Below are 26,548 nucleotides of genomic sequence, written 5' to 3'. Positions count from 1 at the left end.
CTAATTATATATTGGCCTATCATTAGACCCGTAGCCGATGATATCTTGCAAACTCCATCTCTCTATTGGTATCCATTATTAACCTATACTCCTTTGAATCATAGAGGAGGGATTTGACTTTCAATCGGTACTTTTTTGACAATCGCTGCGGACGACAGCATAAAAAGGATCCAGCAGCATCGATTGCTGCTGGATCCTTTTTAATTAAGAACGATTTCGGTTGTTTTTGACGCGGCACGCGAGGTTATTCAGCAGCCGAAGCTCGTCTTCCACGATCACGGGATTCATAGGCACCCCCAATGGGGATCCATAATACGACGGTCGTTCCTTCGTTCTCGATACTATCAATGGTCAATTCGGCAGGGTCACCGTAATACAGCTTAAGTCTTGCTTTCACGTTCCATAATCCGTATAAATCATGTCTGCGTATTTCATGCTCCCAAACCTTGTCCGCATGAAGCGAGAGCCTGGAGAGCTCATCCCTAATATAGCCAAGCCTCTCCAAGCTGATGCCTTTTCCGTTATCGGAAACCTCCAGGCGCAGCTTTCCCTGCTCCACGCGGCAGTCGATTTTGACATGGCCATCCTTTTTCTTTTGCTCCAAACCATGCAGAATGGCATTCTCTACAATTGGCTGAAGCAGCAGCTTTAAAACGAGACACGACTTGCTGGCTTCGTCTATTTGAACAGACACGGACAGCTTGTCGATGAACCGTATGCGCTGGACGGTCAGATAATACTGAAGATGCTCGATCGTTTCTGCAACCGTAAACTCGTCTTGTCCTTTGCTAAGGCTTAATCTGAAAAATTTTGATAGATTCAGAACCATCTCCGTGATCTCTTCCGCTTCGTAATTTTCCGCCATGCTATAAATGGAATCCAGCGTATTATACAGAAAATGCGGATTAATCTGCGACTGCATGACGCGTAGCTCGGCATTCAGCCGCAGCAGCTGCTGCTCATAATTGTTTTTAATCAAATGTTTTTGCTCCAATGCCATTTCGTTAAATGACTGCATTAAATAGCCGAACTCGTCCTCCCGCCTATGCGGCAGATTCGTATTCAATTGACCGATTCGCACCTGCTTCATGCCGTATGCAAGCGTGCGTAGAGGCGAAGCAATGCCTTGGTAGACGACCCAAGAGATAACGAGTGACAATAGAAAGCTCATGCTGATGATAACGTACATAAATGTCCGTAATTGGTTGATCTCGGCATACATCGCAGAAGCTGGTTTCACCATCATAATCGTCCAGCCTGACACTGCGGATCGGTAACGCACCAGCATTTCAGGATCGCCGCTCTGCCCCGATTGGCGATTCACCGTATAGTCAGATCCCGTTGTCCATTGCGGTGGCGTTACATCGGGGTTTGTTCCCGCAATCAAGCGGTTATCTGAGTTCATTAGATAAACGCTCGCGTTATTGGCGTGCACAAGTGTATCAAGATGTTTCTGAAGATGGCTGGACGAAAGCGTAATCATTAATACATGTTTACGGACATCAGGCTTGAACGGATCCATCGCCAGCATCAACGTCACGTATCCGGGCTGAAAGGTTTGGTCCAATTGTTGATAGGAATCGAATTCGTCCGCGCGCGGAATTAAGAGTAGTCGTTTACCACCGGAATTCAGCAATTCGTCATACCAGGGTTGGTTCCGCAGCCCATCCATTCTTCTCCCCCCGTATCTGGAGGAGAGAACAGTTTCGGAATAGGCATGAAAAATAGAAAATTGCGTTAAATAATTGTTGACCGAATTCATATTGGAAAGCTGGTTAAGCACTTTGTTAAAATCCATTGTCATATCAGCCGTCAAGTGAGAATTTTCACGGCTCAGCAGCTCATTCAGATTCGTATCCGTTGCCAATGCCATGGACATATTTTCGATGTTATTCATTGTCATATCGATTGCTTCCATGGCTGATGATAAAGCGATTCTGGTTTGTTCATTCACCTTTCGCTCCAGGATCTGTTCGGAGCGGAGGCTGGCAAAGATGCTGACAGCAACAAGTGGGACGAGGATGATCAGAAAGTAGCTCGTTAAACGAATTTGAACGGATCGTTTATAGGCACTCGTTATTTTGCGGAGAATGGCGGGCAATCTTGAAACACCTCCGGTTAGAACGGTTCATAGGGCTTTTAATCCTATGTAATGTGCCTATCTTAACATAGAATTGGAATAATGGGTGCTGCTGCCAAAAAAGCTCCCGCCTGCCGCTCTTCTATCCCTTAACCGCACCGATCATGACACCTTTGATGAAATACTTTTGCAGAAAAGGATAAACAAGCACGATTGGCAGAATGGCGACGGCGACCGTCGCCATCTTGATTGTCTCCGGAGGCAGCATTGCCAGATTCGTCGAGTTGACCGCCAGCTCTTGGCTTATACTCGGCGTCTGAATCATGTTGCGCAGGACGACCTGGATTGGTGCAAGATTCCTTTCCGTCACGTACATAATTCCTTTAAAATATTCGTTCCAATGACCGATTCCATAGAATAGGCCGACGGTTGCCATAATGGGAGCCGAGAGCGGGAGCACAATTCGCACAAGTGTCGCGATATCGCCGCAGCCGTCGACACGCGCCGCTTCTTCAACCTCCTGGGGCAGACTCTCGAAATACGTTTTCATAATCAGGAAGTTAAAGGTGGATACCATTCCCGGCACAAACAAGGCCCAGATCGTGTTGTACAGGCCAAGCTCCCTGACGACCAGGTAGGTCGGTATCAGTCCTCCATTAAACAGCAAGGTGAAAACGATCGCGAGCAAAATCCCGTTGCGCCATGGCGTCGATTTCTTCGACAGCGGATAGGCAAGCAGCGAGGTGACGAGCAGATTCAAAAAAGTGCCTACAACCGTGATGAAAACGGTAATTTGCAAGGCATCTGGTATGCGGCTGCTCGCGAATATTTCTTTGTAAGCTTGAAAGGTAAAGGAACTTGGCCAAAGAACAAAGCCACCGTTGCGAAGCACCTCGGTATAAGGCGTTACCGACATTACGAATACGAAATAGAGCGGAAATAACGTCGATAACGCGAACAGAGCCAAAACGATATAGATCAGGGCGTCGACGAGTCGGTCTGATTTGGTTACCATATGCCTGAACCTCCAACCTTCTTGGCCAGTTTGTTTGCGCTTAGAATAAAGACTAAACCGATCACCGATTTGAATACCCCGGTTGCGGCGGCGATGCTGAAATTCAGCTGTTCGAGACCTTGCCGGAACACCCACGTGTCGATAATGTCGCCGACATCATATACCCTGGCATTCAGGAAAATATAAACCTGATCGAAACCCGCGTCGAGAATGCTGCCAAGCCTTAGAATAAGCAGGAGCACGAAGACAGAGCGGATGCCGGGCAGCGTAATATGCCACATCTGTCGCCATCTTCCCGCTCCGTCCACTACAGCGGCCTCGTACAGCTCCTGATTAATGCCGGCAAGAGCGGCCAAATAGATAATGGCGCCGAATCCTACGTTTTTCCATAAATCGGAGCCGATCAAGAGTGGACGGAAATAGTCGGCGTCGGTCAGCAGATTCAGCTCACCCCACCCCATGTCTCGCACGAACGTCGTAAACAATCCCGAGCCTGGCGCGAATAAGGAAAAAACGATTCCATACACGATTATCCAAGATAAAAAATGAGGGCCGTAGGTAATCGTCTGCACGACCCGCTTAAACCATTGCGAACGAATTTCGTTCAGCATAAGCGCCAACATCACATCCGGAAGCATATTAAACACGATCCGATAGACGCTAATAACCAACGTATTTTTCATAATAAGAGGAAAATCGGGGGATTGAAAGATAATTCGGAAATTATCCAATCCTACCCATGGGCTTCCCCCTATGCCCTTCAAAAGGTTGTAATCTTGAAAGGCGATCAGGATGCCCGCCATGGGAACATAGTGAAACAATAAATAATAGAGCAGTCCGGGAATCATCATGATCATCATCCATTTGCTCCGGTACAATCTCCGAAGCGACTTTCGGTATTCCATAGGTTTAGCAGTGTTCATTGGCTCGCTCACAATTGTTTTGTTCATCCTGTTTCCTCCTTGCCGCCAGTCTGGCTGCCGATAGGAAGAAAACCCTGTGCCACCAGGGTTTTCTTCGGTTGTCCTTATTTGAATTCGCTTAATTTATTATCTTTGAGCGCCGCGTTGATTTGGTCGGTATACCCTTGGAAGATATCTCTTCCTTTAAAGGTGGTCATTAATTCCTCGCGGTACGCTGGCCATTTTGCGGCACTTTTATCTTCAAAGATCATCTTGATGTGCAGCTTGTTCATTTCCTTGCGAAGGTCGCCGATGTTCATACCCTCTGGCGGGGCAAGCGTGATCGGCGGAAGCGCGTCATGTTTCGGGAACGAGGCCACTGTCTTCGCGATAGCCTGGTCGCGCGGGGATATGCGCGGGTCGATCACTTCATATCCGAGCACGGATGGCTCTTCCGGCGTAAAGAAACGATAGATGCCAAGCCAATTGCCCGCGTTGGCGATATCGGCATCGTACGCCTCCGGGATGAGCGTGATCGAATTGCCGTTTTTCGTGTAGTGTTTGCCCTCTTGGCCGTAATGAGTCAGCAGATACCCTTCCTCGCCGGTCAGCCAGTTCAGGATCTCGAACGATCGAATCACGTTCTCCGGTTTTTGCTCCGCTACGGATTTGCCGACCATAATGGAGGCTTCGGGGACTCCGTATTTCCAGATCGCTGGTTTGTCCGGGAACGGATTAAAAGGCTGCCAGTCCGCTTCGGGATTAATTGCCTTCGTACGCGCTTGAATGCTGTTAGGGACACCTTCTAATGCAGCATTCTGATCTCCGCTAAAGAACATGCCGATTTTGCCTTGTGCCGCTTTATCCAGATGTCCCGGAGTTTTACTCAAGAACCAGTCCGGATCAAGGATGCCTTCGTTGCTTATGGCGATAATATCCTCGATCACCTTCTGAACGCCTAGGTCGGTCCGATTGTCCACAAACGATCCATTGGCGATTTGGAAGTCAGCCACAAAACCGTTCGCCAGCCATTGCGGGAATTCCAGAGGAATGCTGGCTCCGTTGCCTGATGTCGAGAACCCGTACGTATCCTTCTTGTTATTTCCGTCAGGATCGTTATTGGTGAATTGACGCATGGCCTCGAGCATCTCGTCATAGGATGCCGGGACCTCCAAATTCAGTTTGTCTAACCAGTCCTTGCGCACGTACCATGCCGGGAACTGATTACGCATGAAGGGGAGGATTCCCCGGTTAAAGCCCGTCCCTTCCAATTGGTACGAGTCCAACTCTTGCTGTTTGACCCACTTGAAATAATTCGGCATCGTTTCTTCGTTCAAATATGTCGTCAAGTCGGCCAGCAGTCCGTCGGTCGCATACTTTTGCGAAGCGGCACCGTCACCGATGAAGATATCCGGTATATCCCCGCCTGCCAGCTGCACGTTCATCTTATTCTTGTAATCCTCGCCGACCACCATATAATCCAGCTTCAGATCCACGTTGAATTTTTCTTCGATGGTTTGTTTAACGAAGTCCTTGTCGGCTGCCGGAAATGTGGAATTGGCAAATGCAGGGCCGACCGGAATCATAAATCGCAGGCTGAGTTTCTGCGTCTCGTTGGATTCTGTCTCCTGCGTCGGATCGACATTTGCTGCCGGCACGTTCGATTCTGTCGAAGTGCCATTCCCCGAGCAGGCTGCAGTCAATATGCTTAGCCCGGCTAGTACTGAGATTAAAGTTTTTTTCACCTTTCATCACCTTCCGAATGTTAATATCATTCATTTGCTTACTTTATTATCTGCGAAGCCAGATTGGATTCATAGATGAGAGGTATGACTTTCCATTGGTACTTTTTTGACCATGATAGATATCCAGCCTAGCCTCACCCTATAACGTAAAAAGAGACGAGCCGTAAAAAGCGCTCGTCTTCATAAACCATTAATTATCATGTTTGGATTGCACATTTATCCGTTCGCGAAGCTCCCGCTTCCGGTATTGGTTTGGTGGTTTGGCCATCTAGGACTTTATTTTCTCGTCCTTGGCTGTCGCTGTTTCGATTTCCAGTCTCAGTTTAACACATATGTTGTGAAGTCTGACGATAGTACAATTCGAAAAGCCGTGTGGAATAAGCCATCCAGTCTAATACTTTATTTGCTGCTGACAACGGTTGCGAAAGCAGTGGACCACTTCTTCAGCTATTTTTTAGTAGGTGTGGGAGGTTTCAAGAGACAACGGAGCAAGAGCGTGCGTCTCGTCGAAATAGATAAAAGCATCCTACCGTTTCGACACGACGGTCACATTCACGTTTAGGCGCTGAGCGCGTATCTTATCGGGATAGGATTTTGATTCGCGGAGGCAATGACGGTGGGATACTATGTAACAGTAGAGCCGGGGGTAAATCTCTATGTAGAGGATATCAACCCGGCAGGAAGCAAGACGATCGTGTTTCTTCATGGCTGGCCGCTCAGCCATGACCAGTTCGAATATCAGTACGACGTGCTGCCGGGTATGGGCTACCGCTGCATTGGCATCGACTGGCGTGGCTTCGGCAAGTCAGACCGACCCTACGACGGCTATAATTTAGAGCGGCTTGCGGACGATATCCGCGCCGTCGTCGATACACTGCAGTTGAAAGATTTCGTGCTCGCCGGACATTCGACCGGAGGCGCGATTGCGATCAAATACATCGTGCGGTACAATGGCGGCGGCGTATCCCAGCTCGTACTGATCGATGCGGCGGCGCCGCGCGGCTTCACCAAGGAGACGGCCGCAGATTTGCTGAAGCAAACGTTGAACGACCGGGCGAACATGATGCTCGGCGTGACGAACATTTTCTTCTTCCGGTACATTACAAAGCCATTCTCGGACTGGTTCAATCAGATGGGCATGCAAGCCGCCGGCTGGTCGACGGCAGCGATCATCGTCATGCTACGGGACTTTGATTTGAATGCGGACCTGTCTCGCATCCAGGTGCCGACGCTGATCGTGCATGGCATTCATGACAAGGTCATTCCGTTCAGCCAGGCGGAGGAGATGCATCGAAAAATTACCCATTCGCGGCTCGTGCCGTTCATGTACAGCGGCCACGGCTCGTTCTACGACGAACGCGACAAGTTCAATCAGCTGATGCAGGAGTTCGTCGGGACTGCGCCGCAATGAGCGCCTCGCCGCCGGAACCGTAATAGCACGACGACAGGCAGCTGGCGAGAAGCCGGCTGCCTGTCGGTCGTTCTCGGTCATTCCCGCTTTAAGCCTAATCCATGATCGGGATACGAAAAGACCACTTAGATTGTACCGTTCCATGGGGCATCTCGCACCCATTTCTTTCTAATTCGCAATTATACTGCGGCAAGAGCCCTTTTCAATAATGCTGGCTTGTACGATAGTCTCATTCGAAACGGTGCCTTTCGCAATATTCAACTTTCTGAACAGCATATTAACAGCCATTTCCCCCAAGTAGAACGGCCGCAAGTCCATCGTCGTCAATAACGGCTCTGTTTTCTGTGCTATAGACGGATCGCCGCTAATAACAATTAAAGACATTTCTTCAGGAACCGCCAGCTTTAAAGCAGATAGTGCCCGAAGCACCCCCATTGCTAATTGATCATCATCCGCAATAATCGCCGTCACCTTTAATTGGAGATCCCCTAGCATCTCCAGCGTCTTATTATAGCCAAAATCAACGGATTCTTGTTTTAAGCTCGGTTTAAAATGGTGGAAGTAACTCTGCTGCTCAACATGATGTTCCTCAAATGCCTTTTCAAAGCCCTTTTTCCGATCTACAGAAACAGTCATCGCCTCAGGCGCGTTGAGGAACATAATATGCTTATGCCCTTTTTCAATCAAATATTTACATGTATCATATCCGATCTGCACATTGTCGTTATCGACATATGTGAATTCTTCTATGTCCGAATTGGACGGCTTCCCAATCACAACAAAAGGCATATTAACCCCATGAAGCAGTTTAATTCGCTCATCCTCCTTCGTAGGATCAATAATAACTGCGCCATCCATCGGCAGACTGGAATGATTCGGAAGGTCCAAGTCCTGCTGAGAAATCGTATCCAGTAAAATGCGATAGTTTCTCGTTGCCGCATGAGAGGTTATTCCACTAATTATGTGAGTCTGGAAGCTATTAAAAAAGATATGATTAACAAACGGGATATGCAATCCGATGGTCATTGTTTGTTTCGTTGCCAAGCTTCGGGCAATATGATTCGGAATATAGTTCAATTGTTTGGATGCTTCCAGCACTCTCTCGGCTACTGCTGCGCTAATGGGGCGTTTACGGCTAAATACATTAGACACCGTTCCTTTGGAGACGTTGGCCAACTTAGCCACATCATCTATTTTGCTCATGACTTATTCCTTTCGCATTCCATTCATTTTTAGATAGATTGGATTGCTCATTGCAGCCAATAACATGCTGTCCATCTCTTCAGAATAACGCCATATCTCAATACGATAGAATATTCGGTTCAAAACCGGCCAGTCGTGAGACAGTTGTCCAGATTCCTCAGCAATGATCTCTTCCTCGACACCCAAGCTCGAAATGATTTTTATCCTGTCGCCTTTTTTCAATTGCCTTAACGTGCTTACTGCCTTTATTGACGTGTTGAGTAGAGTTTCTTCATCTATCGTTACAATATCGCCTATCATTGATGATCCAATATGCATCTCGATCGTTGGACCTTGCGGAGAACAGCTTATAAAGACATGGCCTTTATCGATCCCCTCCAATATCCCGCTCACAGTCCGAGAGGCGGCAAAAACCGAGGTAGCCGGCATAGCATGTTTGACCCAAGGGTCCGGGCGATGCGTGTCACTGCCGCCAATGGCTACGATACGTCTACCCAGCGTAAGCTGTTCATGCCACCAATCCAAGGCTCGACGGTTTCTTGAAGTCCAAGGCCCATTCCACACCTCAATCCAATCATAATCGACATTGAAACCCCATTCCCACGGACAATAATCGCAGTGCGTATGGTTTAAAACGATGTTTGCACCGTTGCCTCTCGCCTCATGAAAATATTGATAAACATGCTCCAAGCGTGTAGCTCGGAAATCAGCGATTGGATCAACTGCCCCAAGGAAATTGGCATGGCCGAAGTTGGTCGTAAGCTCAACACCTGGAATGAGAACGACTTCCGTATTGTTGGGGTGCGCGAAATTTTGACTCACCGTGTTGTGATCCGTGGTTGCGATAAAATCACAGCCCAAATCTTCCATAATGTGAACAGCTTCTTCCAGCGTGTAGCTGCCATCACTATGCACCGTATGCGTATGCAGGTCTCCCTTAAGCCATCGAGGTTGATCCACTTTGATTTGGATGTGAATGCTAACTTGGCAGCCCTCTTGAGGAATTCGATATGCACCGATTAGTACCGCCCACTGACCAGCATCCAGCTCTCCTGGAAGATAGCCAGGCGTTGCCTCTCTCCTGCTCACAAAAAACTCCGTTCTTGCTCCGCCGCTCCAGCCCCGCATTCTTATCGGTCCTTTAAGTCCCAAATCAATTGTTGCGCCTGCCTCGCCTAAGGGGGTTACTTCCAGCTTCACATAAATCTCCATGGCATGCTCAGGCATATCGAAAGGAATTTCAATGTACTGCTTTTCCTCTCCATGTGTAACAAGGCGATCTATGGCGTACTGGATAACCACTTCTTCTTTGGCCATTGTCTCACAGTCCCTTCTAGCTATTCTTTGTTTGCGCCAACCATGATTCCTTTGACAAAATACTTTTGCACATAAGGATAGATGAGCAGCAGCGGAATAAGGGCAATTACCACGCCCGCCATTCTAACGTTGGTTGTCATTAGGAAATTGCTGGACGTCGAGTCCGTATCGATAATCAATGCTTTCAGCGCAAGCTGCAGCGTATATTTGCTTTGGTCGTTGATAAATAATAGAGCAGCCATGAATTGATTCCAGCGGCTTACGAATTCAAACAAAGTGACTGTAGCAAGCCCTGCCTTAGCAAGAGGCAGATACATCGTTAGAAAAATTCTCAGCTCCCCAGCACCGTCAATTTTCGCCGACTCCGACATTTCATAGGGAACCTGCTGAAAGAAATTCCGCAGCAATAAGATGCTGAATCCAGAAACAACACCCGAAATAATGAGCGCGTACAAACTGTTTATCAAACCTAAATCCTTATTCACAATATACAAAGGGATCATGATTGCTTCATGCGGAACCATCATCGTCAAAAGAATAGAGGATACAAGGAACCTTTTGCCTGGCAAGCCCGGCTGAATGAGCACATATGCAGCAGTTGCACTAAGCAACACGTGCATAACAGTACCCACAACCGTAACGATGCTGCTATTCAAAAAGGGCAGCCATAAATCTAATCGATCCCAAACCGTTTTATAGCCCTCTATGCTGAATTCCTTCGGCCAAAGGATGATCGAAGAAGACATAGAAGCTAAGTTGGAAGAGAACGACAGCGCTGCTACATTAAGAAAAGGGATAATCATCGAGACGACGATGAGCAATAGAAACACGATATTGACAACGTCGAATATTTTACTCGATATGCTTTTATGCATGCCTACAGGTCCACCTCTCTAATTGTCATATCGAATTACTATTCTAGTCAGCAAGGTGAGGATAAAGGTCATCCCAATCACGATAAAGCTTGCGGCAGTAGCCACACCCATATTAAATTCCATGATCCCCTTCTCATAGGTATAAACCATAATCACATCCACATATTTGGCGATAGCCGGGTTTCTCATAATAAAGATTTGGTCAAACATACGAAGGATACTCATCATATTCAGCAATAAGACAACCTTCATCGTTGAATACAAGGCTGGCAGCGTAATACGACGAACAAGCTGCCAACGGTTGGCACCGTCAATGCGCGCCGCTTCAAATAAAGATGGATTGATCGAGACGATGGAGGCTAGAAACAAAATACAAATATAGCCCATTTCCTTCCACGATGCCGAGAAAATCATGACCCATTTGGCATAGGCCTCCGAGGATAGAAAGTGAATGGGACGGTCGTTGCCCAGAGCCAGTAAAATCTCGTTCACTACCCCGCCATCCGGAGATAGCATAAAGATCCAAATACCGCCGATGACGACCCATGAGAAAAGATGAGGCAAATAAATAACCATTTGAATAATTTTTTTAAATTTTCTCTGAGCAATCTCGTTCAGCAGAAGAGCCATTACTATGGGCGCAACAAATCCAACGATTAAGATGCCGCCGCCAATTTGGAGCGTGTTCTTGAGAACATCATAGAAGAAGGGGTCTCTCAACACTTTCAAGTAGTTGTCTAACCCGATAAAGGGTGTGTCTCCAATTAAACGAAACTGTTGGAAACTCATAATTAAACCGCGAAGCAGCGGGTAATAAGTGAAAATAATGAAATAAAGAAGGATCGGCAGCATCATTAGATAAAGGGTCGAGTACCGTTTGATTACGTTCATGCTGTCATGCACCGCCTTTGCTGTATACCTGAATGAAACAGGAGCATGTCAACTTAACCATACTCCTATCATTTATCAGTCGATTAAATTGGCTGCTTTCAGCTCATTATGCATCTTCTGTACGGCTTCTGCCGCAGGCATTTCGCCTGTCATGGCTTTGATCGCATAATTGTTTAATATTTTCTCTGCATCGGTCCAGCCCGGAGGGGTTAATTCCACTGTGGCATGCTCGACTATAATTTTTTGGGCATCATCAACGCCAGGAAGATTACCGAAAGGAGGCTTCACATTTTGGTTGTACCAGAATGGTACGCCGTGATCCATGCCATGATCTTTACCTGTTTCAGTCAGCTCATACTTGCCGTCGTTAACGCTATAATCTTCGCCTTCAATACCAAGGCTTCCAAGAATAATTCCGGGTTCTGTATGCCACCAATCCATAAATTGTTTAGCTGTCTCGGGATGCTCCGCATTCACTGGAATTACCCATACGTCTGGATCGCCGCGACGGAGCAGGATAGTGCCATCCGGACCAGCAGGTCCTGGAATGCCTTTTGCTTGGAAGGTCGTATTCGGATCCTCTTGCAGCCTTGTATTGTTAAACAGCCCTACCCACGCATCCCAATAAGTGACCATCCCTACACGGTCGGTAAGGAACAAATCCCGCATTTTACCTGAATCATTGGTTGCAAAGTTCGGATCTAGAATACCCTCTTTATAAATCTTTGCAAACCACTCATATACCGGTACCGCAGCTTCCGTAGCATAAGGGATTACACGTTTATCGCCTTCCATCACGTATCTTTGCTTAAGGCCCGCAGCGCTCATAAATCCCTGAATCTCATATAGCCCCGCGGTAGAAAGACCATAGGTATCGGCTTTTCCATTGCCATCAGGGTCCTGTTCTTTAAATGCTTTCAGCACAGTGTAAAATTCATCAAGTGTCGTTGGTGCTTTGAGCTTCAGCTTGTCCAGCCAGTCTTGTCTGACAATGGGCATTGTGCCGCCTTGAAACTTGCTGAACACACCGTAAATTTGTCCATCCTTCGTTTTTACTTGCTCCCATTCATTCGATGGAATATCGGACAACACCTCAGAGCCTTCTACAAAATCTGTTAGAGGCGTCAAAATGCCTTGTTCAATAAAAATGTTCATCTTTTCTTTGCTAATTTGCAGCAAATCATATTTCTCACCCGAGGAAATAGCTGCGGTCAGCTTTGTATCATAGTCGGAAGCTGGCTTATTGATATCCACTTTAATTCCAGTAAGCCGTTCAATTTCTTTCTCGAAGAGCTCTGTTTCCTCCGGCGTTTTGCCGCCGACTACTCCGGCCATAATGCGAAGCTCCTTCACCGGAGCCTCATCTCCCTTAGCTCCGTTGTCTGATGCAGGTGTTGCAGCATTATTGGTTTGATTAGTTCCACATGCTGAAAGGACGAGACTAAGTGTCAACAACCCGAAGACGAGTGTAGATAAACCCTTTTTATTCACAGCTAAAAACCTCCCGATGATGTTTTGATAAATAGGCGTTTATTTATGAAACTTAGATTCGTGCTAAATTCCTTACTCGGAGTCCAGCCTCTTCACGATCAGCGTTCATTCATTAAACCGGTTTAATGAGGAGGCAAACGCGACCTTTAAATCTACTAGCCTTATACTACCTGCTGTTTATTAAGGGAACATCATGAACAAGTAAAGATATTGAAAAGAGGATCGACTGACTGGGTCATTCAACATTTAACCGTACATTCCACCTCATGCAGGAGCTTTGCACGTTAGCTGAACGGTCAACTTTTGAATGGCATTAAAATAATGCTTTTGCGGAACATGTCGGTCAGAGGCGGTATTTTAGGTGGGGCTGGGGATTTAAGCGGATTTGTTCACGGAAATACGTTGCTGCGGCATGCCGGACTCAACCTCGCGGTTGTACGAGTATTGGCTTATTCTCAGGATTTCAAGAAAGCACGGAGTACCGGATTCATTAAACCAAAGGGTACCGACCCTAACCGTTAGCAAGACCGGCCTCCACCCCTTCGATTGGCGTAACGAAGGAATGAGAGGCACTGACCCATTATGACATGGGAGTGAAAACCATCAGGTCCTCCCAACAAATAACACTTCATTCCTCTACTACAAGATTCTTCTCTTTACACCATTCAATAACTAATTCCTTCACCTTTTTTTCTTTGAACTGATACCATTGTTTTTCGGCGTCATGCTCAATGATTCCATCTTTAAATCTTCTAAATGCCCCTCTTCCTTGAATAGCTCCAAACAATTTTTCTCGAACCTCTGCTTTATCTAATGTCTCGATAAATGCTTCTACTATTTCATACTCATGGAACTCGTTTCTTAATGTGAAATCGAGGTATGTCTCGTCTTCATCCTCTATAATCTTTATTGCTTGTTCAATGTTCTCTCGTTGCCAATCCGGATAATTTTCAAGTAGCTCTTCATCTTCTGCCGCTCTCATCTCTTCTCTCGATAATGTTATAACTTCTCCTGTCTGGGTGTTTATATATGTATGGGTCTCATCCATTTGAATTTCAATCTCAGTAATTAGATCATCTAATTTTACCGTTGCTTTTCTCTTCATTTCGCATTAGTCCTTTCATCTAAATTCCTTCTACAAAACAGTTTATTCAAATAACCGGAATAAATCAAAGAGGAGCTGCTTTTAAAAATGCAACTCCCATTCCGAGTAATGGTGATTATTAAGCCCCGTTAGAGCCTCGTGAATATAATGTAATCGACTTGGACAGGCTCTGTCGATTCGATCCGAAGTGCCCGGTTGATCTGTCCTCGGTGATATTGCCCATGTAAGAGGACCTGCAATAGGGTGTCCCGGACGGACGTTCGGAACGGAACGCCGCTCTGGTTCGCATAGTCGGCATCCGCGAGTTGTTAGACAAAGCCTTCATGGGCCTTTTGTTTTTCTAGGTGTCGCACTTCATATTACAATCCGTCGCATAAAAAACCATCGTTCACATGTGGCGATGGTTGAGTAATCGATCCGCGCTATCGCGAATGATATCAAGTTTTTGTCTACTAGTTGTTCAATTCTCGTATTATTCCCCCCGGGATCCAGTAATCACTGACGAGGGCATTATTTTTTCAAAGATGTCCCGTAATTGTTGCGCCATCATTTGTGGAGAAAGGGGCATTTTATTTTTAATCCACCATTCCACGACTCCGACGAAGGCAGATGCCATATATTGAACGACAACCTCTTTGTTATCCCCATGGTTATCTTCTTCGGTCTTCAATCGCTCAATAATTCCATTTTTGACCATTAGAATCAACTGCTCCTGGAAACAAGTTATGCCTTTATTGCTTAGCATGGAGAAATAAAACAAATAGTGTTGTTCAAAATACTGAAACATCAGCAGCGGTGAATTAATAACATCCAATCTTTCCTCCCCAGGCTTTGATAACGTGCAAAACTCCAGCATATGACTCAAATGATTCTTTATGCATTTGTCGAGTAAGTCATATTTGTCCGTATAGTGGAGATAAAGCGTCCCCCTGTTAAGATTTGCTTTTTCCGAGATGTCGTTGATCGTAATGTTTTCAAAGCTCTTCTCAGACATTAACTCAATTAGAGCGTTATTGATTGCTTCCCTCGTCTTCATTATTCTTCTGTCTACTTTAGGCATGATGGTGGCTCACCGTCCGTCCTCGGATGATTATGAACAAATTTAAATCATATGTTGATTAGTTGACAAAAGTCGGTTTTTTAGCGATTGAGATTCTGTTGCGAGTCTTTATAATATAAATCAATACATGTTAATTAATCAACTGTTGTTAACTATTCAAACATTGTTGATTAAATGGATTGGAAGCATTCATACATGTAGAGTTATTTCCAATCAGAGAAAGAGGCGAAGGAATGATGAAAATAGAGGTCTGGTCAGATGTCATGTGCCCGTTGTGCTATATAGGCAAAACAAATTTGGAAATAGCCCTTGAACAGTTTGAACATAAGGCTGAAGTAGAACTCGTCTACAGACCGTTCCAGCTATTCCCGAATGCTCCGAGCAACACCGGCAAAGATTATTACAGCTGGACAGCCGAAGTTCATGGCGGAGGGATGTCCACTGAGTATGTGAGGGAAGGAAATAAATCAGTAGTCAAGATGGCCAAAGATATTGGCCTTACCTATAATCTCGACACAATGATTCCATCAAATACGTCAGATGCTCTCCGTGTGGCCGTTTATGCGCAAGAACATAATAAAGCAGGAGAGTGGATGACTCAGGTTTATAAAGCTTATTTTACCGATTCGACGGATATAGGCGATCATGAAACACTTGCCAGGCTTGCGGGCGAGAGCGGCCTTCATGCACAAGAGGTTCTTGATATGCTATCCAGTGATAAATACAAGGATACAGTAAAGAAAGAGCGGCATCTTGGGTCCAGACTAGGGATAACAGGCACTCCTTTCTATATCTTCAATGATAAGTACGCTGTATCCGGGGTAAGGCCAAGCGGCGTGTTCCTGGAACTGCTTGAACAAGTGTGGAGAGAAGAACATCCTTTGCAGATGATTGACTTAGGTTCAACTGGCGATTCTGAGGGCGGCCTCTGCGGGGACGGAGTTTGCAAGATTTAACTTGAATTGTGAAACAGAGGCATCTAATGGAGAGGTACCAAACTAATTTAAAGGAGACAACAAAACATGAATCCTGCTTATAAACCCATAGTTGAACCATTTACTTTCCCTTCGGGAGTACAGCTTAAGAACCGCGTGTTGATGGCGCCGATGACCAACTCTTCCTCTCATGAGGATGGTGGCGTGTCAGAGCAAGAATTAGATTACTATCGTGCGCGGTCAGGCGGAGTAGGTGCGGTTATTACAGCGAGCAGTCATGTTTCGCCAGAAGGGAAGTCTTTTGTTAACGAAATTGGCGTATATGATGACTCTTTAATACCTGGACTGAACAAACTGTCAGGTACGATTCAAAGACAAGGGGCTAAAGCAATTTTACAGATTTACCATGCGGGGAGAATGGCTTCGCCTGAGCTAACAGGTGGCAAGCAGCCGATAAGTCCAAGTGCTGTGGCCTCAGAACGCCCGGGTTCAGTTGTTCCAAGAGAAATGACGGAAGAAGATATCAAGGATGTGATTAAAGCCTTTGGAGAAGCAACCCGCAGAGCAATCGAAGCAGGCTTTGATGGTGTGGAGATTCAAGGCTCAAATACGTACCTGGTTCAGCAATTCTTTTCCCCTCATTCTAACCGCCGATCTGATCAGTGGGGAGGTACGTTAGAAAAAAGAATGACATTTCCTCTCGCCATAATCGACAGCGTAAAACAGGCAGTTGCTGAGCATGCGAGAGATCCGTTCATTGTCGGATATAGAGTTTCGCCTGAAGAAAGAGAAAACTCGGGTATAACCATGGAGGACACGCTTGAATTGGTAGACGTTTTGGCTCAGCAGAAGCTGGACTACATCCATGTTTCCGTAAGAGGTTTTTGGGATGGATCAATGCGGGATGAGACGGATACGAAATCACGTGTTCTGCTCATCCAAGAACGGGCAGGCCACCGTGTACCCGTTATCGGGGTTGGCGGATTATCTTCACCGGAAGATGTTAATGAGGCTCTAAACACTGGGGTACCTTTATTAGCTCTAGCGCATGCCATCATTATGGAACCGAAATGGATTGAAAAGGTTCTGAACGATCAAGAAAACGAGATCAGAACAACCCTGCCAAGAACGGCTCAAAAAGATCTGGTCATACCGGATGCATTGTGGAACATGCTTCTTAACGTATCTGGATGGTTCCCGGTTGTTTAAGGGTCCTGACTGAACCCACATGTTAGTGCATTCTCCAATCGACAGGAGGTGCATGGAATTTTTTCGCATATTATGTGCTTGAAACGGGAACGATAGTTCAATATACCTGCGGCAGTCGAGGACCTGTCTTTTCGGTCTAAGGCTGCGGCAGGTCTTATATTGGAGTCCGTCTACTGCTTATTTTTCATAACCCGTGCTCATCCTCGAGTATGCAAATAGCCCTTTCAATGTTCTCTTTTTGGCATTTGTGGAAGTGTCCAAGCGGCAGCTTATCTTCAGCAGCTCGAACTTCTTCTCTTGTTAATGTAATCACCTCACCTGTTGAAACATCTATATGTGTAAACGTGTCATCTAAATCAATTTCAATCTCGCCGACTAATTTTTCCAAATCAGCTGGTTTCTGAACCAACCACATCATTCTTTCCTGCTCATTAACAGAATTCTTTGTTTCAGCTAACGTCCACCGTTAGCGTAATAACTTCGCATTTAAATGAAAACCTAAAACTTTAATAATTTCTGCTCTCGCAACTTTCCTTGGACCTTCTACAAGAAGAAACGGCTGTGCCGTCCTCTGCAAGAGGAGAGTATCCGATTCTCGTGTATTTCTTTCCTCACTTCAGCGAAAATATCCCATATCCTAGCTGTCCATTCCGGTGCTTAATTTCACTCCAGTAATCTTGAATCTTAGGGTGCGACCCCAGGACTATTAATTCAGAAGCTGTGCAGATCTCTTTCATGTACCCATGGAGATGCGGTATGCGCTCTATCCAATGCGCAATACGAGTAGCAACTTGGGATTTAAGATTCTCCATTTAGTATCGTAGACACTAAGCAAACGAAAACATCCCTTTCGTCTTCATTAATAGACAGTATTAATCTATTAAAATTATCCTTTGAAACTTCTAAAGTGTCAGCTATAGGCAATCTATCAAAACTTTGTTCTAACAAATCCAAATCATACTTTAGAATTACAAATTGATTTTCAACAATTTCTTTTTTCTTAAAACAATTTTCTAAAAAGTCGATAGCTTCCTTTTTCATTCCACTTTTTAAATATGCTTTAGACAATTTATCAATAACAAACGGAGACTGATTATATTTATAATACTTGCATAAAATTGTAACTCTATAAATAGGCGGAAGTGTGCTAAACACAGTAGGAACCCACGATCTCTTTTCATTATCTCCAAACCCATTTTTCAAAAAATAGGAATAAAATATCTCTAAAGAGAATTGCTTTATAGCTTCAAGAGAATCATCAATATCTTGAGATGTGTAAGCTCCTTCTTCACCTTCATGTGCTCCTTTATTACCTATTCCTTTTGCTTTCAAAACTTTATCAACTACTACACTGTCCATAAACTCTTTAGTAGCTTCAATTTTGTTATGCAACTTATACTTATTCCACTTATTGTTAGTTTCAGGTGATACAAACTGAATGACTATCTCGTCGCATATATATTCTAAACACATTCTGATATCTATTGCTCTATGATGTATTCTTTCTTTTGTTTCACCCGCATAAAGATAATATTTCCTTGATAGTGGGGATATTAAAGGCATGTTCATCTCCATAATTTCGCTCCTTATAAAACTAAATCATATATAATCGATCTTCATAATATCTTTATAATTTTGTTAACTATTCAAAGCTATTCGGCAAAAATTAATTATATCTCACCGCTAAAATTCCGCTTATCAGCATCGCCCCTTATTCCTTTTATTTTTCCTGGCTCATTATATCGTATGACTATTATCAACTATTTTTATGGTCACTAACAGGGTGTAACTATTACAACTGACTTGTCTGTCTGCATTTTTACTTCTTCGTACCATTCAATTCACTTATCACCGCTAGACATTTTGTCTACTAATTTCACTCTCAGGTTTCATGCTTATATAAAGATGTCTAGAAAATGTCTACTTTCTCAAGACATAACAAAAGCCTGACCGCGTTGAACTGCACCTCCAATGTTAGATGGTGTCTAACAATTAGGGTGCAGTTCACACGAGGTCGGGTTTTTCATGGTTTGGTGGAGGCGAGACGCGGCTTGGTAAATCCACATCTCTTCACTCTCTATTCCCGTTTGTACTACCAATGTTTATACGCTCTTACTTGAATGTATCGGGATATTTAGCTAGCTCTAACTGATCTTCTATCGGAAAAATTTCGGTAATCGGTTTATAGCTTAATCGGATAATTCGTTCATTATCTTGAGCGGTATAAGGTTTGAAATTAGATTCTATTCCACCCCTTAGTTGATTATCCAGTTGCAAGGATAATACGGGTTCAACTTTAGAGAAGTTAAAGTTTTTCAGTTCAATTGAGCGTATGGCCTTATTCCGATAATCACGATAATGAATCGTTAAGTTCTTCATATCAAACACAATACTCCAATACGTAAAGGTAGGCGGAATCTTGTTCCCAACCCATCTCCAGATGCTTCCGAGAGAGGGTTTTACCGAAACTTCTCCTAATACAGCAAATGCCTCCTCGATCGGAATTTGCGAAGATGCATACCTTAGACTCTTATTCTCCACTAAGCGATAGGCAAGTGTGAACCGGTCCAAAGAATTTACTCGCTTCGACAGCTTAGATACAGAGGTTTCTTTGAATTGATTTGCATGTTGTAGTGACTTATCAAAGCTGGTATTCGTTACCGTAAAGTACTGTGCATCCTTGATCACCTGTAGCTTTCCAGCTACAAATTCAATGATGACGGTATGTCCTGAAGCATCTGAGACCATATAGTGCAGCTCATACATTGATTTTTCTAATCGTATGTTATCTAGATGATTGACCACTTCTTCTACCGAAGCATACTGGTCTAACTGATATTGAATCCATTGCAGCTCGTTTAGAACAGGTCTGTTGTCTTCTCCCGGGTATTGCCCATCTTCATGATACATCATAGCAATAGCCAAGCCTTTTTCGTTCAATCCACTCATCGGTAACTCACGCCCAAACTGCGTGAAGGTAACACTTCCGTATTTAGATGTCCACGTTACTCCTTTTTTTCCTTCTTCCTTAAGAGAATCCTTCAGCAGGTCTCTCTTACTTACTACAATTAAGCCATGCCCATAATAAAAATCATAGTTTTGTCCCAGCAGAATGGATACCTTATTTTGAAGCGCAAAAGTAGTACACATAAACAATCCCTCCAATAAAATAAGCTCCCTAGATTACTAAGCTAACTTCTCGTTAACTTAAAAATACCAGAACGCTCATCTTATCTTTTGATTCTTATTGCTACTTTTATTTTTATTATCGAATTGAAAATGAAATCTCCATTTTTGAGTCTTCTTGATACGGCCCCTTAAAATCTGCGCCATACCTTTCAAGCAATAACTCATTGGTTAGTTCGTACTCTAAATAAGGGATCCGATAACTATATAGGAACTGATAAGTATTAATAATTTTCTCTTCTGTACCTGTAAATAGCATACCTTTATGGGTATAGGTAACCACCTTTGCGTATTCAATACACTTCGCTGTCATTCCTAACGGCACGTCAGAGTGATCCGTAACCTCCACAGCAATTAACTCTTTATATTGAGCAATCTCTTCTGACTGATCAATATCATAGCAAACGCGATATACGGTTTCATTCACAATGTTTAGTATTCGCTCAGCATCTCGTATAAAATGCTCCATTGCATCAATCACTGTGAAGCTGTTATTATCGTTGGTTACTCTTTCAATGCCCACCAGCCTTAAATCTTTTATGATCTCAACCTCTTCATGAACTACGATTTTTCCGCTAAAATTCTTTATTCGCAGCTTAAGAGCATCTATATTAATTTTGTTCGTCCTGCTTGATTGCCAGTTAAACTCATTCATGCTTCGGAACTTACCAGGGGGATAGTGAAATAGCTTCTTGAAATTGCGTGTAAATACTTCTTGAGAATTAAAGCCATACTTTACTGCTGTCATTAAGATGTCATCGTTGGTGTTACGAAGATGCTCTGCTGACTTACTAAGTTTTCTTCTTTTTATGTATTCGTGAACGGTTATACCAATAATCGCTTTAAACAATCGGTAAAAGTGAAACTTGGATATATGGGATCTTCTCACCGCTTCATCCATATCTACTTCCTCATCAAGATGATCTTCCATATAATCAACAAATCTCTGAATGGCTTGAAAGTAATCCAACAGCACCCCCCCTTCGCATAGTGATTTGCAGTGATCATATCGGATTATACTAGTCATGAGTGCATCGAAATCTCATGAATGGTAAATTAATCATACATTAGACATATGCTTCAATCACAGTGTAGAGTCGAGGAAATAGCAAAAATCCACAACCTCTTGCGGTTGTGGATTTACATGGTGGAGGCGAGGGGTCTCGCCCCCTTTATATACAGAATTTTTTCTCAGTACGTTCTCAGTATAAAGAGGCTTCTTCTAAAGGACTAAAACACTTCTACTTGAACTATTAGCAGTTCTATGTTTCCAATAGCTTTAACTTTTGTTTAGCAACCAGATTAATGCAGCTAACGTCCAGTTATACTAAATCCCAACTTAGTCATTTTCATATGTTATTGCTACATCGGCCATTTCCTTTAGTTTATTAGTAGATAAATCTTTAACTTCAAAATCTCTAGCTATTTCATCAAAGTAAGACCAATCATTATTTTCCTTAATTAACTGAATTTCTTTTATCAATTCTGAAAACGTGTCTGAGCCTTCAATATCTATGTACAACCTTGCTAAATTCTCGAATCCAATTTTATCTGGTGTTTGTCCTGTGCTAGAAAAACTAGCTACGTAGTGTTCAAAGTAATTCTCTGGATACTTATATCTTCCATTACAATTACACCTCGTATATCTTCATAATAGGGATGCTGCCCGTTGAATAATAACGATATCCGGAAGACAATTAGACATGGAAATAAGAAACGCCTCCCTAGAGAGGCGTTTCTTTCATTATGTAGATTGCGTCTTTGTACTCCATCTACGGCTTCTTAAGCGTATATATTCTTGTCATGTCACCTGACATCTCCTTCTGTATGCCTCGCCAAGAACCCGTCCAGAATCTCTGCCATCGTCCCGTTTTCCAACGGTCCTTTCAGTTCGTTTCTAACCAGCAGCAAAGCAGCTACAGGAGGCATATGGATTGTTCGTAGCGCTTCGATCAGAGTATTCTCTTCGTCACTTAGTCGTTTTATGTATTGCAACTCTATCGGTTCAGGTGTTATCACCAATTTCACTGTCCTCTTTCAGGGGCGGTTTTATGTTCCTCCAAGCAAACTGCGTCATAAAATACTAATTCCCCCCGTTTGGACCATATTCTTGTCAGTCTTCCTGGTAAAATAAGAGGAAATGCTGTCGCACTTCCCCTTTAACCAATAGAACACCGGTATCTGCAGTATTGGCATATTTAATCGCTATTAACCAAAGCGCGTACGCAAAGGAAAGTGCTTGCCAGTTACAAAGGGTCGAAACGCCCGATGGAGAAAAGTGGAGAATGAGGAGGGCTTGGAGGAGAGAGTTGTAACTGCAGCTCTCTTTTGTTATGTCCTATTGTAACTGCAAAGCGGTGACTTGTTTCTTTGCATCGTCGTATTACTTACCTCTCCCGATCAAGCTCCGATATCGCGTCCCGTTCAACGAAGCCGTCTCGGCAATCGTCTTCCCGCGATGCCTGCGATTCCCAATAATAGCGAGCTATTCAGCCTCATTATCGGCTGAATTCCGGGAGGCCGCAAGCACCGCTTTCATCCGGACCGTGACGGAAGTGCCCACGCCGAGCCGAGAAGAGATGCTAAGGCCATACCCTTCGCCGGAATATAGCTTGATCCGCTCGTTTACGTTAAACAATCCGTAGGAGCTTCCGTTGCCTGTATGATCGCCGGGACCGACCCGCTCCTCCGTCAGCAGACGACGAGACAGCTCCTCTTCCATGCCGATGCCGTTGTCCGATATCACGAATACGAGATCGCCTTGGTCCAGCTCCACCGCAATATCGATCAGTCCCTTACGATCCTTCGCCTTGCGGATGCCGTGCAGCAAAGCATTCTCGACAATCGGCTGCAGAATGAGCTTAGGCATCCGATACGCCTCCAATTCCTCGCCAACCTCCACCTTGAATTCGAACGAGCCGAGGAAACGGCTCTGCTGAATTTCGAGATACACCTCGGCAAGACGCAGCTCGTCCGTCACGCTGACGATCGTGTTGCCTTTATTGAGACTCAGGCGGAAATACTTCGCTAAACTATCGATCATCATGCTAATGTCGGTCGCGCCCTTGCCGATCGCGATCCAGTTAATCGTATCCAGCGTGTTATACAGGAAATGCGGATTGATCTGCGCCTGCAACGCCGACAGCTGAGCTTCGCGCTCGCGAATCTCGGCGGTGTAATTCTCTTCGACGAGCGTTCGCACCCTTAGGATGAGATGGTCGACGCTTCGCTCCAACATATGGAAGTCTCCATTAACTGCCGGCAGCTCTTGCAGGCCGTCAATCGCATCCCTCCCCTCCTTGCCTTCCTTGCGAATGACGGTGATGACATGGTTGACGCGCCTGTTCATCCCCCGCACGATAATCGCTAACAGGACAAACGGCAAAATCAGGAACAACGCGATATACTCAATCAGCGAGCGCCACTCCGACCGTTTCGTCAACCGCTGCGTAGCGGGCGACAGCTGGGATTCCGGTCCCTGGGCGACCAGCTTCCAACCCGTAGGCGCAAGCGTCGTAAACAGCACGTCGCTTTTCTCGTCGTTTAGCGTTAACGACTTCGTCCCTTCGGCCTCGCCATTCAGAGCATCCCGAAGATGCGGATCAACTGCCTTGCCGATCAGCGAGGCGTCGGGATGATACACGATTGTACCGTCCTGCGCAACAAGATAAACCGCCATACCCGGAGAGAACTGCAGCTCGGAGAGAATCTTGGAAACGATGTCCTGCCGGACGTCGATCATGAGCACGCCCGACACTTTGTCGTAATCACCCGGATCTCTCAGCATGCGCGCGGCGGACATGATCGTCTCGTCGTTCCCTCCGAGATAAGATTCCTTATAGACGCCCGTCCATACGATACCGCCGTTGCCCTCGATGATGGAATGGAACCACGGCCTGACCATCAAGCTATCCAGCGTGAAGAAATTGATTCGTTCTTCCGCGTACAGCTTGGATTTATCCACAAACAGCCGCATGTGGTACACGTCGGAATTCGACTGCACCGTCTCCACCAAATAACGCAAATCTTCGATGACCTTGATCTGCGTGCCAATGGATTGATCGCTCGAATTAATCGATAAGTACGAATGCAGGTTGGCGTTCATGAACGCGGCGTCGCTTATATCTTCGATGCGCTCGAGCCGGTAGGAGAGATTGCTCCCGGCTTGCTTGAGCGCTTGCTGCATCGTCCGGACGACCTCGTTCCTCAGAATATCCGCGGAACGCGAGTAATAACCGTACAAAAAAATGCCCGCCGGAAGCACGATGAGCAGCAGATATGCGATCAGCCAAGCCCGCGGGATCGAGAAACGACGAATCGCCGCTGTCTGGCGCAGCGGCGATAATAAGCGCAGAGCGGTTTCCCGGACTTTACCCATGGGAGTCCCTGTATGCACTAGGCGTGGCGCCAGTCACTTTTTTGAACAGCTTCGTAAAGTAGCTGGGATCGGTATAGCCGATCGCGTAACAAATATCGTAGAACTTGTATTGCGGATCGAGCAGCAGCACTTTGGCCTTGTCCACGCGCACTTGGGTCAAATATTCGCCGACCGTCTGCCCCGTCTCCTGCTTGAACAATAGACTAACGTACGTGGAGGACAAATACACCGCTTTGCCGATATCGGCTACAGTGAGTCCGCCATTGGCGTAGTTCAGCTCGATATACGCGCGCACTCGCTCCACGACGTTGGCGACCTTGCCCGTCCGTTTCTCCCGGATGCGTTCGCCGACGGTGGCCAAATACGATTCGATCAACCTTCGCATATCCCTTAGCGTCTCCTTCTCGTACAACGCTTCCGTCAGTTCCGCTTCCATGGCTTCCAGCTCGGGATCCCCCGTGCCAAGCTCCATGAGAAGCTGACCGATCGCAAGGACCAACTGCAAGCATAGATTGCGACCGTACTTTAAGCCATCCGGCCTGCTGTAAGACAAGCTGGCGAAAATCGACTCCACGGCCTCGCCAACTTTGACTTCGTCGTCCGCCTTAAGCGCGGAAATCAGCTTTTCGTTGAACTCGTAATCGTATCGTCGCAGGGCGCCGTCCTCAGGCTCGGCGCCCTCGAGACTATCCATCGTGATGATGCGGTTTTTGCCCAAATACCACTTATAATCGGCCGCCTCGCGAGCTTGCTTGTAAGCCCGCGCCAGTCCGGACAACCCGCCGGCCAAATCGCTAATGCCGATCGTCGCGCCGATCTTGAGCCAACGCTCCAAATTGGACCTGAGATCGCCGGCGAGCGCGAACAACGCCTCCGCCGCTTCGGTCGCGGAATCTCCGCCCGGCTCCGCCACCTGCAGCACGCCTACGAATTCGCCGATCCGGTGCTCGAAGACGTAACCTCGCATATGGGCGTCGAGCAGCTCCTGATAAATGTTAAGCACCGAATACCATAACAGCTGGCGGTCGCGCTCGGAACGGCTCGCCATGACATCGGCAAGATCGTCAACGGAAACGACCATGACCCAGTAGGAGGCGTTCACGGGCAAATTCAAACCCAGAAACGACACCCGCTCGGCCAACTCCGATTTCGGCGCCCCCTCACCGATCATCGAGAGCAGAAACTTCTCGCGCAGCAGCGGCATGCCTTCCTTCAGCTTAACAAGCAGCTCCTGCTTATGAATCCGCTCGGAACTCTCCGCGTCCAGATCGGCGACGACGCGCTTAATGACCGTGCTCAGCTCCTGCAAATTAACCGGTTTGAATATATAGTCGACCGCGCTGACCTTCATCGCCGACTTGAGATAATCGGCGTCGTCGTGCCCGCTGACGAAAATGATCTTGATGGACGGATATTCCTCCGAGATGCGTTGCGACATCGTAATGCCGTCCATGCTCGGCATCCGGACATCCGTCAGAATCAGATCGGGCCGATCGCGGGCGATCATCTCGAGCGCGACATCCCCGTCATCCGCTTCGCCCCCAACATCGATCCCGTAAGCAGCCCAATCGAAATAGGAACGCAATCCCGCCCGAACCGTTGGCTCGTCATCCACGATAAGCAGTTTATACATCGCCCGCCATCTCCCTTCTTCTTGTCTAGCGTCTTGCTTCGCAAGCTCGGCATGCACCTTGTCGATTGCCGCATCGCGAACGGATACGCCATCTCGCAATGGAAGTAGACCG

Annotated in this window: 21 protein-coding genes and 1 pseudogene; 3 read left to right on the top strand and 19 right to left on the bottom strand. The window is 45.8% G+C overall.

Annotated elements, in window-relative coordinates; all coding sequences use genetic code 11:
* Positions 1 to 244 precede the first annotated feature (244 nt).
* The 4 genes from FHS16_RS27775 to FHS16_RS27760 form a co-directional block, all read right to left on the bottom strand.
* Positions 245 to 2,101 carry a cache domain-containing sensor histidine kinase gene (locus tag FHS16_RS27775; RefSeq protein WP_183570383.1) on the bottom strand — a complete coding sequence of 619 codons (1,857 nt, stop codon included), beginning with the start codon at positions 2,099 to 2,101 and terminating at the stop codon, positions 245 to 247.
* A gap of 121 nt (positions 2,102 to 2,222) precedes the next feature.
* Positions 2,223 to 3,095, bottom strand: a complete 873-nt coding sequence (locus FHS16_RS27770) for a carbohydrate ABC transporter permease (protein ID WP_183570381.1) — start codon at positions 3,093 to 3,095, stop codon at positions 2,223 to 2,225.
* Positions 3,089 to 4,045 (bottom strand): ABC transporter permease, encoded by a 957-nt coding sequence (locus FHS16_RS27765; protein WP_246432000.1) that lies wholly within the window; start codon positions 4,043 to 4,045, stop codon positions 3,089 to 3,091. Before FHS16_RS27765 ends, FHS16_RS27770 begins: the two co-directional genes overlap by 7 nt.
* A gap of 77 nt (positions 4,046 to 4,122) precedes the next feature.
* Positions 4,123 to 5,742: an extracellular solute-binding protein gene (locus tag FHS16_RS27760; RefSeq protein WP_183570379.1), complete on the bottom strand. Its 1,620-nt coding sequence runs from the start codon at positions 5,740 to 5,742 to the stop codon at positions 4,123 to 4,125.
* A 616-nt stretch (positions 5,743 to 6,358) separates the two neighbouring features.
* Between FHS16_RS27760 and FHS16_RS27755 the strand changes: the two genes are divergently transcribed.
* A complete protein-coding gene (locus FHS16_RS27755) occupies positions 6,359 to 7,153 on the top strand; it encodes an alpha/beta fold hydrolase (protein WP_183570377.1) in 795 nt (264 codons plus the stop codon).
* A 168-nt stretch (positions 7,154 to 7,321) separates the two neighbouring features.
* Here the strand turns inward: FHS16_RS27755 and FHS16_RS27750 are convergent, their stop codons facing one another.
* From FHS16_RS27750 to FHS16_RS27715, 8 genes and pseudogenes are all read right to left on the bottom strand, one after another.
* Entirely contained in the window at positions 7,322 to 8,356 is a 1,035-nt protein-coding gene (locus FHS16_RS27750) for a LacI family DNA-binding transcriptional regulator (RefSeq protein ID WP_183570375.1), read from the bottom strand.
* Positions 8,357 to 8,359: 3 nt separating this feature from the next.
* The gene (locus FHS16_RS27745; RefSeq protein WP_183570373.1) at positions 8,360 to 9,673 is read right to left on the bottom strand and encodes a CehA/McbA family metallohydrolase; all 1,314 of its coding nucleotides are present in this window, start codon (positions 9,671 to 9,673) and stop codon (positions 8,360 to 8,362) included.
* Between the two features lie 20 nt (positions 9,674 to 9,693).
* Complete coding sequence (locus FHS16_RS27740; RefSeq protein WP_183570371.1) at positions 9,694 to 10,548, bottom strand: carbohydrate ABC transporter permease; 855 nt, start codon at positions 10,546 to 10,548, stop codon at positions 9,694 to 9,696.
* Positions 10,549 to 10,566: 18 nt separating this feature from the next.
* Complete coding sequence (locus FHS16_RS27735) at positions 10,567 to 11,439, bottom strand: ABC transporter permease subunit (protein ID WP_183570369.1); 873 nt, start codon at positions 11,437 to 11,439, stop codon at positions 10,567 to 10,569.
* A gap of 75 nt (positions 11,440 to 11,514) precedes the next feature.
* Positions 11,515 to 12,930: an extracellular solute-binding protein gene (locus FHS16_RS27730; protein WP_312891105.1), complete on the bottom strand. Its 1,416-nt coding sequence runs from the start codon at positions 12,928 to 12,930 to the stop codon at positions 11,515 to 11,517.
* 628 nt (positions 12,931 to 13,558) lie between these two features.
* Positions 13,559 to 14,035, bottom strand: coding sequence for a UPF0158 family protein (locus FHS16_RS27725; protein WP_183570367.1), 477 nt, complete (start codon positions 14,033 to 14,035; stop codon positions 13,559 to 13,561).
* A 128-nt stretch (positions 14,036 to 14,163) separates the two neighbouring features.
* A pseudogene (locus FHS16_RS32050) lies at positions 14,164 to 14,328 on the bottom strand (DinB family protein); the annotation flags it as partial.
* A gap of 179 nt (positions 14,329 to 14,507) precedes the next feature.
* The gene (locus FHS16_RS27715) at positions 14,508 to 15,095 is read right to left on the bottom strand and encodes a TetR/AcrR family transcriptional regulator (RefSeq protein ID WP_183570365.1); all 588 of its coding nucleotides are present in this window, start codon (positions 15,093 to 15,095) and stop codon (positions 14,508 to 14,510) included.
* Between the two features lie 233 nt (positions 15,096 to 15,328).
* On the opposite strand from FHS16_RS27715, the gene FHS16_RS27710 reads away from it, so the two are divergent.
* Both FHS16_RS27710 and FHS16_RS27705 read left to right on the top strand, forming a co-directional pair.
* Positions 15,329 to 16,051 (top strand): DsbA family oxidoreductase, encoded by a 723-nt coding sequence (locus FHS16_RS27710; protein ID WP_246431999.1) that lies wholly within the window; start codon positions 15,329 to 15,331, stop codon positions 16,049 to 16,051.
* Positions 16,052 to 16,117: 66 nt separating this feature from the next.
* On the top strand, positions 16,118 to 17,239 hold the full coding sequence (locus FHS16_RS27705) for an NADH-dependent flavin oxidoreductase (RefSeq protein WP_183570363.1): 1,122 nt from the start codon (positions 16,118 to 16,120) through the stop codon (positions 17,237 to 17,239).
* 184 nt (positions 17,240 to 17,423) lie between these two features.
* Here the strand turns inward: FHS16_RS27705 and FHS16_RS27700 are convergent, their stop codons facing one another.
* The 7 genes from FHS16_RS27700 to FHS16_RS27670 all read right to left on the bottom strand — a co-directional run bounded on the left by FHS16_RS27700 (position 17,424) and on the right by FHS16_RS27670 (position 26,535).
* On the bottom strand, positions 17,424 to 17,657 hold the full coding sequence (locus tag FHS16_RS27700; RefSeq protein ID WP_183570361.1) for a hypothetical protein: 234 nt from the start codon (positions 17,655 to 17,657) through the stop codon (positions 17,424 to 17,426).
* A 380-nt stretch (positions 17,658 to 18,037) separates the two neighbouring features.
* Complete coding sequence (locus tag FHS16_RS27695; RefSeq protein ID WP_183570359.1) at positions 18,038 to 18,814, bottom strand: DUF4145 domain-containing protein; 777 nt, start codon at positions 18,812 to 18,814, stop codon at positions 18,038 to 18,040.
* 537 nt (positions 18,815 to 19,351) lie between these two features.
* Positions 19,352 to 20,404 (bottom strand): linear amide C-N hydrolase, encoded by a 1,053-nt coding sequence (locus tag FHS16_RS27690; RefSeq protein WP_183570357.1) that lies wholly within the window; start codon positions 20,402 to 20,404, stop codon positions 19,352 to 19,354.
* A gap of 100 nt (positions 20,405 to 20,504) precedes the next feature.
* Complete coding sequence (locus tag FHS16_RS27685; RefSeq protein ID WP_183570355.1) at positions 20,505 to 21,395, bottom strand: AraC family transcriptional regulator; 891 nt, start codon at positions 21,393 to 21,395, stop codon at positions 20,505 to 20,507.
* A gap of 369 nt (positions 21,396 to 21,764) precedes the next feature.
* Positions 21,765 to 21,947, bottom strand: a complete 183-nt coding sequence (locus tag FHS16_RS27680; RefSeq protein ID WP_183570353.1) for a hypothetical protein — start codon at positions 21,945 to 21,947, stop codon at positions 21,765 to 21,767.
* A 963-nt stretch (positions 21,948 to 22,910) separates the two neighbouring features.
* Entirely contained in the window at positions 22,911 to 24,803 is a 1,893-nt protein-coding gene (locus FHS16_RS27675; RefSeq protein ID WP_183570351.1) for a sensor histidine kinase, read from the bottom strand.
* Positions 24,796 to 26,535, bottom strand: coding sequence for a response regulator (locus tag FHS16_RS27670; protein WP_246431998.1), 1,740 nt, complete (start codon positions 26,533 to 26,535; stop codon positions 24,796 to 24,798). The genes FHS16_RS27675 and FHS16_RS27670 overlap by 8 nt, the downstream gene beginning before the upstream one ends.
* Between the last annotated feature and the right edge of the window lie 13 nt (positions 26,536 to 26,548).

The organism is Paenibacillus endophyticus (assembly GCF_014192395.1).
GTDB classification, from domain to species: domain Bacteria; phylum Bacillota; class Bacilli; order Paenibacillales; family Paenibacillaceae; genus Pristimantibacillus; species Pristimantibacillus endophyticus.
Note: the sequence above shows the minus strand (reverse complement) of the source record. Positions and strands in the feature narration are given on the sequence as shown.